Source organism: Microbacterium sp. HD4P20 (assembly GCF_019449275.2).
Lineage (GTDB): Bacteria > Actinomycetota > Actinomycetes > Actinomycetales > Microbacteriaceae > Microbacterium.
In genome coordinates this window covers 145,911-157,564 of the sequence record NZ_JAHZQZ020000017.1, presented here as the reverse complement: position 1 = coordinate 157,564, position 11,654 = coordinate 145,911, and the positions used below count along the sequence as shown (strand labels likewise).

The 11,654-nt window shown below is 70.1% G+C and carries 13 protein-coding genes; 7 read left to right on the top strand and 6 right to left on the bottom strand.

Annotated features, from left to right (window positions below):
- Positions 1–78 precede the first annotated feature (78 nt).
- Positions 79–1,596, top strand: coding sequence for an IMP dehydrogenase (locus K0817_RS12890; RefSeq protein WP_219981908.1), 1,518 nt, complete (start codon positions 79–81; stop codon positions 1,594–1,596).
- A 36-nt stretch (positions 1,597–1,632) separates the two neighbouring features.
- Here the strand turns inward: K0817_RS12890 and K0817_RS12885 are convergent, their stop codons facing one another.
- Entirely contained in the window at positions 1,633–1,833 is a 201-nt protein-coding gene (locus K0817_RS12885) for a hypothetical protein (RefSeq protein ID WP_219981907.1), read from the bottom strand.
- Between the two features lie 102 nt (positions 1,834–1,935).
- Between K0817_RS12885 and K0817_RS12880 the strand changes: the two genes are divergently transcribed.
- Both K0817_RS12880 and K0817_RS12875 read left to right on the top strand, forming a co-directional pair.
- Positions 1,936–3,267 carry a hemolysin family protein gene (locus K0817_RS12880; RefSeq protein ID WP_219981906.1) on the top strand — a complete coding sequence of 444 codons (1,332 nt, stop codon included), beginning with the start codon at positions 1,936–1,938 and terminating at the stop codon, positions 3,265–3,267.
- Positions 3,264–4,322 carry a hemolysin family protein gene (locus K0817_RS12875; RefSeq protein WP_219981905.1) on the top strand — a complete coding sequence of 353 codons (1,059 nt, stop codon included), beginning with the start codon at positions 3,264–3,266 and terminating at the stop codon, positions 4,320–4,322. The genes K0817_RS12880 and K0817_RS12875 overlap by 4 nt, the downstream gene beginning before the upstream one ends.
- Before the next feature lie 15 nt (positions 4,323–4,337).
- Here the strand turns inward: K0817_RS12875 and K0817_RS12870 are convergent, their stop codons facing one another.
- A complete protein-coding gene (locus K0817_RS12870) occupies positions 4,338–5,405 on the bottom strand; it encodes an NADH:flavin oxidoreductase/NADH oxidase (protein WP_219981904.1) in 1,068 nt (355 codons plus the stop codon).
- A 62-nt stretch (positions 5,406–5,467) separates the two neighbouring features.
- On the opposite strand from K0817_RS12870, the gene K0817_RS12865 reads away from it, so the two are divergent.
- The 4 genes from K0817_RS12865 to K0817_RS12850 all read left to right on the top strand — a co-directional run bounded on the left by K0817_RS12865 (position 5,468) and on the right by K0817_RS12850 (position 9,145).
- Positions 5,468–6,388: an ADP/ATP-dependent (S)-NAD(P)H-hydrate dehydratase gene (locus K0817_RS12865; RefSeq protein ID WP_219981903.1), complete on the top strand. Its 921-nt coding sequence runs from the start codon at positions 5,468–5,470 to the stop codon at positions 6,386–6,388.
- 10 nt (positions 6,389–6,398) lie between these two features.
- Positions 6,399–7,607, top strand: coding sequence for a hypothetical protein (locus tag K0817_RS12860; RefSeq protein WP_219981902.1), 1,209 nt, complete (start codon positions 6,399–6,401; stop codon positions 7,605–7,607).
- A gap of 24 nt (positions 7,608–7,631) precedes the next feature.
- Positions 7,632–7,949: a thiamine-binding protein gene (locus K0817_RS12855; RefSeq protein ID WP_219981901.1), complete on the top strand. Its 318-nt coding sequence runs from the start codon at positions 7,632–7,634 to the stop codon at positions 7,947–7,949.
- Between the two features lie 386 nt (positions 7,950–8,335).
- Positions 8,336–9,145, top strand: coding sequence for an NUDIX domain-containing protein (locus K0817_RS12850; protein ID WP_219981900.1), 810 nt, complete (start codon positions 8,336–8,338; stop codon positions 9,143–9,145).
- On the opposite strand, the gene K0817_RS12845 is transcribed toward K0817_RS12850, so the two are convergent.
- Genes K0817_RS12845 through K0817_RS12830 form a run of 4 tightly spaced genes read right to left on the bottom strand, consistent with a single transcriptional unit; the run spans position 9,142 to position 11,562 of the window.
- Positions 9,142–9,504 carry an iron chaperone gene (locus K0817_RS12845; RefSeq protein ID WP_219981899.1) on the bottom strand — a complete coding sequence of 121 codons (363 nt, stop codon included), beginning with the start codon at positions 9,502–9,504 and terminating at the stop codon, positions 9,142–9,144. The genes K0817_RS12850 and K0817_RS12845 overlap by 4 nt on opposite strands.
- Positions 9,501–10,193, bottom strand: coding sequence for a DUF998 domain-containing protein (locus K0817_RS12840; protein WP_219981898.1), 693 nt, complete (start codon positions 10,191–10,193; stop codon positions 9,501–9,503). The genes K0817_RS12845 and K0817_RS12840 overlap by 4 nt, the downstream gene beginning before the upstream one ends.
- Positions 10,190–11,005, bottom strand: coding sequence for an SRPBCC family protein (locus tag K0817_RS12835; RefSeq protein ID WP_219981897.1), 816 nt, complete (start codon positions 11,003–11,005; stop codon positions 10,190–10,192). Before K0817_RS12835 ends, K0817_RS12840 begins: the two co-directional genes overlap by 4 nt.
- Positions 11,002–11,562 (bottom strand): helix-turn-helix domain-containing protein, encoded by a 561-nt coding sequence (locus tag K0817_RS12830; protein ID WP_219981896.1) that lies wholly within the window; start codon positions 11,560–11,562, stop codon positions 11,002–11,004. Before K0817_RS12830 ends, K0817_RS12835 begins: the two co-directional genes overlap by 4 nt.
- Positions 11,563–11,654: the final 92 nt, after the last annotated feature.

The following is an 11,654-nucleotide window of genomic DNA, read 5'->3' as shown; positions in this document are numbered from 1 at the left end:
TTCCGGCAGATGGCGGCCTCCGGGCTGAAAGAACGCTCATCGTTATCCGTACAGGAACTGTCACTACCCTTGGCAGTCATGGAGTTCTACGGCGCAGCGCCCGATGTCGACCTGACGTACTCGGACGTCTTCCTGGTTCCGCGGCGGTCGGAGATCACCAGCCGCCTGGATGTCGACCTCTCGCCGGGCGACGGCACACCCGCCACCATCCCGCTCGTGTCGGCCAACATGAACTCCGTCACCGGCCCGCGGCTGGCAGCGACGCTCGCCCGTCGCGGCGGCCTCGGCGTGCTGCCGCAGGATATGCCGCTGCAAGAACTCGATGCCGCGATCCGCTGGGTCAAGGACCAACCCGTGACGTGGGACACGCCGCTCGTGCTCTCGCCCGATGCGACCGTGGCCGACGCTGCCCGCCTGCTTCCGGCATCCGACGGGCACGGCATCGTGGTGGCCGTCCCCTCGCGCTCTCCACGCGCCGCCGGCGGGTCGCACGGCGCCTCCGGGCGCGTGGGCCCGGCGTCGGCGGTCGGAGTCGATGCCGACGGCATCCTCGGCGTCATCCCGGCGACCCGTCTGGCCACGGCCCTGCCCGATGCCAGGCTCGGCGACCTCGCTCGCGGCCGCTCGGCCTCGGTCGACGCCGACGACATCGAGAGCGCCCGGCACGCGTTCGACGTGATCGTCGCCGCCGGCGCCGAGACCGTGTGCGTCCTGCAGCACGGGCACCTCGTCGGCACGCTGTCGCGTCGCAGCGCGCTGCGGTCGACCCTCTATGCCCCGGCCGTGGACGCCTCCGGACGCCTGATCGTCGCGGCGGCCGTCGGGATCAACGGTGACGTCGCGGCCAAAGCCAGGGCGCTCGCCGCCGCGGGAGTGGACGTGCTGGTCGTCGACACCGCCCACGGGCACCAGGAGGGCATGCTGCGCGCGCTGCGCGAAGTGGCCGACCTGGACCTCGGCATCCCGATCGCCGCGGGAAACGTCGTGACGGCGGAGGGCGTGCACGATCTGGTGACGTCGGGTGCCTCGATCATCAAGGTCGGTGTCGGGCCCGGCGCGATGTGCACGACCCGCATGATGACCGCGGTGGGCCGCCCGCAGTTCTCGGCGGTGCTCGAGACGTCCGAGGCGGCCCGCATCATGGGCGCCCACGTGTGGGCCGACGGGGGCGTGCGCTACCCGCGCGACGTCGCGCTCGCGCTGGCGGCGGGCGCCGCATCGGTCATGATCGGCTCTTGGTTCGCCGGCACCATCGAGGCGCCGGGTCAGCTGCAGACCGACGAAGCCGGCCGCGTGTACAAGGAGTCGTGGGGCATGGCCTCGACCAAGGCCGTCCACGAGCGGTTCGGGCGGCTCGACCCCTACGAGCTGGCCCGAAAGGAGCTCTTCGCCGAGGGCATCTCGTCCTCTCGCATCTACCTCGACCCGCTTCGTCCCGGCCTCGAGGATCTGATCGACATGATCACCTCGGGCGTGCGCTCGTCGTTCACGTACGCCGGGGCCGCCACCGTGGCCGAGTTCCACGATCGCGCTCGCGTGGGCCTGCAGTCCGCCGCCGGCTACGAAGAGGGCAAGGCCCTGCGGGTCAGCTGGTAGCCCGTCCGGATGCCGCGGCCGGCCGCATCCGGATGCTCACACCGTGCCGGGGTCGCGGTCGTCGTCCTCGTGGGCTTTGCGAATGCGGCGCCCCTCTTCGATGTCGTCGCGCTCACGGTCCTCCGCGTTGTCGCTCTTGCGCGTGTCGCGCGCCGGGGGCTTGAATCGGCCGGACGCGGTGTGCGTCGAGACCGCGCTTCGTCCGAGGACCGTGCCCCGACATCCGGTCCGTCTCACCGGGAGACGCTGTCATAGACTGGTCCGCACGATGGACGACCCTCCCAGTTGCAGACGCTCGCCCCACCGACCCGCATCCCGCTTGAACGGGGGTGACGCGTGATGGATTACGTCATGTTGGGCGTGGGGCTGCTTCTGACTATCGGCACCGGTCTGTTCGTCGCCAGCGAGTTCGCGCTCGTCAACCTCGACCGCGCCGACCTCGAGGCCCGCCAAGCGGCGGGCGAGAGCCGTCTCGCGATGACGATCAGCGCGCTGCGGATCACGTCGACGCATCTGTCCAGCGCGCAGCTGGGCATCACGCTGACGACGCTGCTCACCGGGTACACGATGGAGCCGGCGATCTCGAACCTGCTGGCGCCCGTGTTCGACGCGTGGGGCATCCCGGCCGGCGTCTCGCGGCCACTCGCTGCGGTCATCGGTGTGTCGATCGCGACCATCTTCTCCATGATCATCGGCGAGCTCGTGCCCAAGAACTTCGCCCTCGCCGTCCCGCGGCAGACGGCAAAGCTCGTGATCCCGTTCCAGGTCGGGTTCACCACCGTCTTCCGTCCCGCGATCGTCGTGCTCAACGGCAGCGCCAACGGCGTGCTGCGCGCCATGGGCATCGAGCCCAAGGAGGAGCTGTCGGGCGCCCGAACGGCCGAGGAGCTCTCGAGCCTGGTGCGGCGCTCGGCGAGCGCCGGCCTGCTCGAGAAGGACACCGCGTCGCTGCTCGATCGCACTCTGACCTTCGCTCGTCTGACCGCGGCCGACGTCATGACGCCTCGCCCCAGCGTGCACGCCGTCGCCGCCGACGACTCGGCCGAGGACGTCATCCAGCTCGCCCGGCGCACCGGGCACAGCCGTTTTCCGGTGTACGACGAGTCCATGGACGACATCACCGGAATCGTTCATCTGAAGGCCGCGGTCGGCGTGCCGCGCGAACGCCGCCGCGACGTTCCCGCCGCGGCGCTCGCCAACGAGCCGGTGCGTTTCCCCGAGGCCGTGCACCTGGACGTTCTCGTGTCGGAGCTGCGGGCGCGGGGTTACCAGATGGCCATCGTCGTCGACGAGTACGGCGGCACGGCGGGCGTGGTCACCCTCGAGGATCTCGTCGAGGAGATCGTGGGCGAGGTGCTCGACGAGCACGACCGACGTCGCGCGGGCATCGTGCGTGTCGAGGACACCGTGATCTTCCCCGGCGAATTGCGACCGGACGAGCTGCTCGACCGCACCGGCATCCACATCCCCGAAGGAGACGTGTACGACACCGTGGGCGGCTTCATCATGAGTGTGCTCGAGCGCATCCCTGTCGTCGGCGACGCGATCGAACTCGAAGACGGCTCGATCGAAGTGCAGCGCATGGGCGGACGGCGTGTGGAGCGGGTTCGCTTCATCCCCAGGCCGATGCCGCACGACGAAGCCGCGACGCAAGGAGGTGAGCGTCGATGAACGACTGGGCCGGAATCGCCTGGCTGGTGGTGCTGCTCATCGCCAACGCCTTCTTCGTCGGCGCCGAATTCGCCGTCATCTCGGCACGACGCTCGCAGATCGAACCTCTCGCCGAGCGCGGATCGCGCTCGGCGAAGACCGCCTTGTACGCCATGGAGCACGCCACGCTGATGTTGGCCACCAGCCAGCTGGGCATCACGATCTGCTCGCTGCTGATCCTGAACGTGTCGGAGCCGGCGATCCATCACCTGCTCGCCGAGCCGCTTCATCTCACCGGTCTGAGCGACGGTGCCGTCGACACCATCGCGTTCCTCATCGCGCTGCTGCTGGTGTCGTACCTGCATGTCGTCTTCGGTGAGATGGTGCCGAAGAACCTGGCGTTCTCGATTCCCGACCGTGCCGTGCTCATGCTCGCGACGCCGCTGGTGTGGGTGTCGAAGCTGTTCCATCCCGTGATCGTGACGCTCAACTGGATCGCCAATCACGTGGTGCGCCTGTTCGGCGTAGAGCCGAAGGACGAGGCCGCCTCGACCTTCACGCTCGAGGAGGTCGCGACCATCGTGAACCAGTCGCGCATCGAGGGCGTCCTGGACGACACGTCCGGCACGGTGGCCGCGGCTGTCGAGTTCACCGACAAGAAGGCCACCGATATCGCCGTGCCGCTGGCCGACCTGGTGACGCTACCGGCCACGACCACACCCGATGAGATCGAGCGCGCGGTGGCCAAGCACGGGTTCTCGCGGTACGTGATCGTCGACGACGCCGGCGCCCCGGTGGGGTACGTGCACCTCAAGGACATCCTGCGGGCAGCCGAGGGACCGGATGCCGCGACCGACGTCGCGCGTCAGATCCCGCCCAAGCGCATCCACCACATGGTGCCGGTTCTCGAGTCCACCGACCTGGAGGACGCGCTCGCGCTCATGCGCCGGACAGGGCGCCATCTCGCGCAGGTTCGCGATGACGCCGGCGAGATCACGGCGGTGCTGTTCCTCGAGGACATCATCGAGGAGCTGATCGGGGAGGTGCAGGACGCGACGCGCCGCCGCGGGTACTGACGCCGGCGGCTGCGCTCAGCGTCGCCGAGCGCGGACGTACTGCGGCGGCCAGTAGTCGATCTCGACGCCGAGCTCGCCGGCGGCGTGCAGACCGTAGTGCGGCTGGCGCAGCCATTCCCGGCCGGCCATGACCGCGTCGGCGTGGCCGGCGCGGAGAACCCGCTCGGCGTGGGCGGCGTCGTCGATCATGCCGACCGCGCTGACGGGGACGCCGGCCTCGGTACGGATGCGGGCGGCGAGGTCGACCTGGTAGCCGGGCCCTGTCGTGAGCTGCTGGTGTGCGACCAGGCCGCCGCTGGAGATGTCGAAGAAGTCGACGCCGCGATCGGCTGCCCAGCGCGCGACCGTCGCGGTCTGGGTGGCGTCCCAGCCGCCGTCGGCCCAGTCGGTCGCCGAGAACCGCACCAGAAGCGGCACGTCCGGCGCGGCATCCGTCACGGCGTCGATGACCCGAAGCAGCAGCCGCGCGCGGTTGGGGAGCGAGCCGCCGTACTCGTCGTCGCGCAGGTTCGACAGCGGCGAGAGGAACTGATGGAGCAGATAGCCGTGGGCGGCGTGGATCTCGAGCACCTCGAAACCGGCGTGGACGGCGCGTCGCGCGGCCGCGGCGAAGCCGGCGACCACCCGATCGATGCCGGCGAGATCGAGCGCGAGCGGCTCGGCGTAGCCGTCGAACGCGACCGCCGAAGGCGCAACCGTCGTCCAGCCGCCCTCCTCGGCGGGCACCGATCCGCGTCGTCCCGACAACGGTGACCATGTCGAGGCCTTGCGGCCCGCGTGCGCGAGCTGGACCGCAGGCACGGCCCCGCGCCGCCGGATGCCGGCGACGATGGGCGCCCAGGCATCCCGCTGGGCGTCGTTCCACAGCCCGGTGTCCTCCAGCGAGATCCGCCCCTCGGGCGAGACGGCCGTCGCCTCGGCGATCACGAGCCCCGCGCCGCCCGATGCGAACTGCGTCAGGTGCGTGTGATGCCATTCCTGCGGCACTCCGTCGACGGCGGAGTACTGGCACATCGGTGAAACCCAGAGGCGGTTGCGCACGGTGATGTCGCGCAGGGTCATCGGGGTGAAGAGTCGGCTCACGCGTGCGGCCTCCGCGGGTCGGGTCGGGATGCGGCGGCGTGTGCCACCAGTACTGTGAGGGCATGACGGGGTCCTGGACGATCCACGACGCGGCACGTGCCTTGCGGAGGCCAACGGCCGCCGACGACAAGTATTCCCGAGGAGTGCTGGGGGTGCGCACCGGCTCGGAGGCGTATCCTGGCGCTGCCGTGCTCGGCGTGGAGGCGGCATGGCGCACCGGCGTGGGCATGGTGCGCTATCTCGGTCCGCCGCGACCCAGCGCGCTCGTGCTCGCCCGGCGGCCCGAGACGGTGACGACGGACGGTCGGGTTCAAGCGTGGACGATCGGATCCGGAACGATCCCCACGTCCCCTCCGGCCGGCGCTGGCGCGCCGGGCGGAGCCTCTGGACGCGTGAGACCAGCCGCCGCCCGTGACGCCGACGAGTCCGACGCGCTGCGTGCCTTGCTCTCTGACACGGATCCCGTCGTGGTCGACGCCGGTGCGCTCGACCTCGCAGCGGGGTCGACCGCACCCCGCATCCTGACGCCGCATGAGCGTGAGCACGCGCGACTTCGCGCGACGATCGGTCTCGCACCTGCCGGACACGACCGGGTCGCGGCGGCACGCGACACCGCCGCCGCGACAGGAGCTGTCGTGCTGCTCAAGGGTGCGACGACCGTGGTGGCCGCGCCGGACGGATGGGCGACGGTCGTCGAGGTTGGGACGCCGTGGCTGGCGTCCGCGGGAACCGGCGACGTCCTGGCCGGCGTCATCGGCGCGCTCGTTGCGGGTGCGGTCGCCGACGGCCGCGCCGGCGATGCCGCGTCGCTCGCCCGGCTCGCCGCATCGGGGGCGTTCCTTCACGCGCGCGCGGCTGCTCTCGCATCGGAGAAGTTCGGGCCGCGCGGTGGTCCGATCACGGCGCTGGATGTCGCCGAGGCGCTGCCCTACGCCGTCGGCGAGATGCTCGCGCTGCCAAGCGGTGAGGGCGGCGCGGCCTAAGATCGGTACCGTGTCGAGGCGAGGCTGGTTGTGGATCGCCTTCGTGGTGGTTCACGTCCTCGTCGCGGTCCTGGGGTACGTGCTGCCGAACATCCCCATGGGCGATGTGTATCTCGTCTACGAGCCCTGGGCGCGCGATGCGGTCGAGGGTCGTGGGGTCGCCGGCATCTCGCACGCGTGGATCTATCCCCAATTGGCGATCCTGCCGATGGTGCTGGCACTGGGGCTGGAGTGGATCGCCGGTTACGAGGTGGCGTGGGCGCTGCTCGTCACACTCGCCGACGCGCTCGCCTTCGCGATGCTCGTCGGTCGCGGCCGTTCGAACGGGCGGATGCTCGCCGCGGCGTTCTGGCTCGGGTTCGCGCTGCTCCTCGGTCCCGTGGGGATGTACCGGCTCGACGGGATCACCGTGCCTCTCGCACTCGCGGGGTGCCTGTGGCTGGCGGGGCGCCCGCTCGTGGCCTCGATCCTGCTCTCGGTCGCGACGTGGATGAAGGTGTGGCCGGCGGCGCTGCTCGCCGCCGCCGTCGTCGCGCTGCGTCGCCGCCTCGTGGTCGTGGGCGGGGCGCTCATCGTGACCGGGCTGACCGCCGTCGCGGTCGTGGCCGCGGGCGGCGGGGCCCATCTGCTGGGCTTCGTCGCCGGGCAGACCGGGCGCGGGCTGCAGCTGGAGGCGCCGATCTCGGCGATCTACCTGTGGCAGGCGGTCGCCGGTGTGCCGGGCGCGCTCGTCTACTACGACCGCGACATCCTGACCTTCCAGGTGACGGGCCCGGGGGTAGACGGCGTCATCGCGGCGATGACGCCGGTGCTCGTCGTGGCAGTGTTCTCGATCGCGGCTCTGGGAGCGTTCCTGGCCTGGCGGGGCGCACGGTTCGTGACGCTGTTCCCGCCGCTTGCGCTGAGTCTCGTGCTGGCGTTCATCGTGTTCAACAAGGTCGGATCGCCCCAGTTCCTCACGTGGTTGATCGCTCCGGTCGCGATCGGGCTCGTGCTCGACCGGCGCCGCTGGCTGCTCCCGGCGGTGGTGGCGCTCGTCGCCGCCCTCCTCACCCAACTCGTCTACCCCGTGTTCTACGACCGGATCATCGTCGCCGACGCCTTCGGCGCGACCGTCCTGGCGCTGCGCAACCTCGTGATGCTCGCGCTCTTCGCGTGGGCGGTCGCGCGTCTGGCTCGCGTGCCGCGCAGTGCGCGGCATCCGTCCACCGTTTCCTGACCCATCCACCAACCGGAGGTTCTCATGCTCGTCGCCTTCTCCGTCGCTCCCAGCGGCACCGGAAACGCCGACGGATCGGTGCACGACGCCGTCGCCGCGGCCGTGCGCGTGGTCCGAGACAGCGGTCTGCCGCACCGCACCACGTCGATGTTCACCGAGATCGAGGGGGAGTGGGACGAGGTCTTCGACGTCGTCCGGCGCGCGACCGAGGCCGTGCAGCCGTACGGGTCTCGTGTGGGGCTGGTACTCAAGGCCGATATCCGCCCGGGCTACTCCGGCGAACTGGACGGCAAGATCGACCGGCTCGAGTCCGCGATCGAGCGCCAGGACGACACCGACTGACCCCTCGCATCCGGTCAAGGGGGACGGCTCCGAACCGATTGGACGGATGCCGCGCCTCGGCGCCTGACCGGGTCCGGAGAATGCCCGACTGACGCCGCGCGCTTGTGTCGCGGCATCCGTCGGCCCCGTCGGCCCCCGTCGGCTGCGTCGGCCGCCGTCGGCTGCGTCGGCCCCCCGGTCAGCTGCGTCTGCCTGCCCACGCCCCCGCCCCTGACACAGAATCGGATCCGCAGGTGCGGAGCCGACGGGCGACACGCCGTCGCGGCCGCCCCGGTCGCGGCGTGTCGTGCCTCACGTCCGCATCTGCGGATCCGACGTTGTGTACGGGCCCTTTCGACGGCGCGGGCGCGGGGCTCCGGTGATCGGGCGGTGACTAGAGTGGGCGGATGCCGCAGCCGACGCCCGCCGACCGTGCGGTGCGGGCGCTCGCCGACGTGGTGGACCAGTCGCGGCCCGGTGTCGCTTCGGAAGCGTCGGATGCCGCGATTCCGGTCGCGGCCACCGTCGTGCTGGTGCGCGATGGCGCGGACGGCGTCGAGGTGCTGCTGATCGAGCGCCCCGATCGCGGCTCGTTCGCGGGCGCGTGGGTGTTCCCGGGCGGCAAGCTCGAGGAGGGTGACCGGCGCAGCGCCGAAGAGGCCGAAGCGGACGCTGCACGTCGCGCGGGCGCGCGCGAGACGTTCGAAGAGACCGGGCTCGTGGTCGACCCGGCCGCACTCGTGACGCTGTCGTGCTGGGATCCGCCTCCCGGGCTGCCACTGCGGATCCGCACGTGGTTCTTCGTCGCTCATGCCCCGAGCGCGCCGCTCGCCCTGGCGGCTGACGAAGCCGTCGCGGCGGAGTGGATCCGGCCGGCCGACGCCATCGCGCGGCACGGCCGCGGTGAGCTCACCCTCTACCCGCCGACGTGGGTCACGTTGCACGAGCTGAGCGTGCACTCCGACGCGGCTTCGCTCGCAGACGCGGTGCGGTTGGCCGGCGTCCAGCGCTTCGAGACGATCGCGCGCCGGGGTGGCGAGGGGCCGATCCTGCTGTGGCAGGACGACGCCGAGTATGATCCGGATGCCACGGCCACGGCCACGGCCACGGCAACGGCCACGGCATCCGGCACCCGCCATCGGCTCGAGATCGGCGCGCTGCCCTGGCGCTACGAGCGCAGCGACGGGATCGGTGGCCGCGCCGGTCCTGATCGCTAGGTCGCGCGAAGGTCGTTCAGCCGTTGAGCCACGACCCACTCGACCAGTTCGGTCGGGAGGGAATGAGCGGGCGTGAATCGGATCGCTCCGCCGGCCGTGTCGTAAGCGCTGAGACGATCCGCGTGGGTGCGTGCGAAGTCGGTGTCCATGACATACAGACTCAGATGCTTCGCCGCGACGCCGAGCGACACGAGAGGTTTCCCGTTCACGCGATATGTCGGGATGCCGTATCCGAGCCCTTCTGCCGCGTCGGGGGCAGCAGCGCGGATGACGGTGCGGAGCCGTTCGAGCTCTGACTTCGCCTCCTCAGGCAAAGCCGCGAAGAACTCGTCCGGCGTCGAAGCCTTCTCGGTGCTCATGCTGCCGCCCCCCGGTGGGATGGCTCCGGCTCGGCGCGCGAGCCGGAGCGGACCTCTCGAAGAAGACCCGCTGCCACGACAGCCGGCCAGGTCCAGATGATCGCACCGCCGGCCAGCACCCATCGGAAATCTCCGAGCGGGAAGGCGGCGAAGCCGAGCACGAGGTACGCGACGGGCGTGGCGATGCAGTACGCCGTCCATCCCCATCGCTTCTCACCCGCGAAGCGTCGGGCGAGCACGATGCACGCGGCCACGAGACTCACGGCGATCAGGGTGGGGGACAGATTGTGCAGCGTTCCGACGAGAGTGGGCTCGGTCATGCCGGATGGCGCGCCGTCGGGGAATCCGAGTCCGGCATCGGTCGGGAAGAGCCCGCCCCAGATCAGCCCGATTCCGAAGAGTCCGATGAGGATCGGCCCCCAGGTCCGGCCGCGTCCCGGCGAGAGTGCGCGGTGGAATCCGGCGACGGAAACGAGGATCAAAGCTCCGCTCAGGATGAAATTGGTCGTCTGGACCCAGCCGAGGTCTCCCAGTGCGAGCATGCTCAGGGCGTGCACGCGCGGGTCGAACCCGACTCTCGTCACCGATTGCACGAGGACGGTGACGACGAACAGCGCGGATCCCGCAATGGCGCAGGCGAGCAGCCCGGCGGTCATAGCTGATCGAGCGACGGAAGGTGCGGTGTTCATGCCGGATTCCCTTCTTCGGCGAGCCAGATCGGTCGCCAGTCGGTCAGTTCGTGGAAGCGGCGAAGTTCTGCGATTCCGCTGAGGACGCCCATCCACGACGTGTACGGAGGCTCGTTCGAGTCGAACCCGCTCTGGGCGATGGTGAGGCGCGTGTGTCCTCCTGACCCTTCCAGGGTCCAGGTGGCGATCCCGGTGCCGGGGAAGTCGACCGACATGCCGCGGTCGGGATCCAGCTCGACGATGCGGCCGGAGCCGAATCGGCCGCCCTCTCGCGGCTCGATCTCGATCGGGAAGCCGAACCACGCGCTGACCTTTTCCGAAGAGATGAGCGAGTCGAACACGGCGTCGGTGGGGGCGGCGATGTCGACCGCCGCCCGCAGCTCCGTGCTGGTCAGGTCGGCGCGCGGGGTGGTGTCCCGCTCCTCCACGAGATCGACGAGATTGGCCAGCGCCAGCGCCCAGAATGTCTGCAGCTGGCCGAGCGGGCCGAGATCGGCGGCATCGAAGCCCTCCTGGGTCACCGTGATGGCCGTCGCGAGATCGTCAAGCGGCTTCAGCTCGATCGTGGCGGTGGTGGGCCGATCGGCGATGAGCCACTGGAAGCGCAGCGAGGTGTCGGTAGCGGCGACGAGGGTCTGGCGGGGCTCTTCGCCGTCGGGAACGTACCGGCCCCAGAACCGATAGTGGTGAGGAAGTTCCACATCGGCGAACTCCGAGAGCCATTCGACCATCGCCGCGGGCTGTGTCAATGCGGCGTGGACGACGCCGGGAGGGCCTTCGGCGCGCACGCTCATCGTGATCGAATCGCTCACGACCGACCCTCGCTCACCGGGTAGCAGGCGATCGCCACCTTGAATGCGTCACCCTCGGCGCCGCCGTATCTTGTGAACAGCTCCGTGAGCGCCCCTTGGAGTGCTGACAGGAACTCTTCCCGCTGAGCGGGAAGCACACGGATGTCGCCCGATATGCCGACGGAGGGCAGACGTGCGGCCTCGCTGTCGAGGGTGGCGATGTCGCGCTGAACCTGCTCGGAAAGGTCGAGCAGCCGGGCGAGGTTCTGGTCGTCGCCATGTCGGGAGGAATCTTCGAGCGTGCCGACGATCGCGGGCGACAGCCAGTACTTTCTGGCTGCAGCTTGATAAACCCCTTCGGTCAGGCCCCTGACTTTGCGTTCGGCGACCATGTGTACCAGCCCCGCGGCTTGGAGCCGTTTGACGTGGTAGTAGATGCGCTGGGGGGACTGGTCCAAGCGGGCGGCCAACTCGCCACATGTGCTCGGTGTCGCCAGCTCCTTCAGCACAGTGAGGCGATGCGGTTTGAGCAACGTTTCGGCTTGCTCGATCCGGTCAAGGTACGCGACTTCTTCCATACAACACAGTTTTTATGTAAGGAAGAATTTTGTCAATAGTGCCTGCGAAGAGGAAGAACGCGCGTCCGGCGTCGCGGCGTCGTCGAGGCGGT

Excerpts from the sequence above, each read along its gene's own strand:
- K0817_RS12890 (WP_219981908.1), top strand. The coding sequence starts at position 79 with ATGGAGTTCTACGGCGCAGCGCCCGATGTCGACCTGACGTACTCGGAC.
- K0817_RS12880 (WP_219981906.1), top strand. The coding sequence starts at position 1,936 with ATGGATTACGTCATGTTGGGCGTGGGGCTGCTTCTGACTATCGGCACC.
- K0817_RS12875 (WP_219981905.1), top strand. The coding sequence starts at position 3,264 with ATGAACGACTGGGCCGGAATCGCCTGGCTGGTGGTGCTGCTCATCGCC.
- K0817_RS12865 (WP_219981903.1), top strand. The coding sequence starts at position 5,468 with ATGACGGGGTCCTGGACGATCCACGACGCGGCACGTGCCTTGCGGAGG.
- K0817_RS12855 (WP_219981901.1), top strand. The coding sequence starts at position 7,632 with ATGCTCGTCGCCTTCTCCGTCGCTCCCAGCGGCACCGGAAACGCCGAC.
- K0817_RS12850 (WP_219981900.1), top strand. The coding sequence starts at position 8,336 with ATGCCGCAGCCGACGCCCGCCGACCGTGCGGTGCGGGCGCTCGCCGAC.
- K0817_RS12845 (WP_219981899.1), bottom strand. The coding sequence starts at position 9,504 with ATGAGCACCGAGAAGGCTTCGACGCCGGACGAGTTCTTCGCGGCTTTG.
- K0817_RS12840 (WP_219981898.1), bottom strand. The coding sequence starts at position 10,193 with ATGAACACCGCACCTTCCGTCGCTCGATCAGCTATGACCGCCGGGCTG.
- K0817_RS12830 (WP_219981896.1), bottom strand. The coding sequence starts at position 11,562 with ATGGAAGAAGTCGCGTACCTTGACCGGATCGAGCAAGCCGAAACGTTG.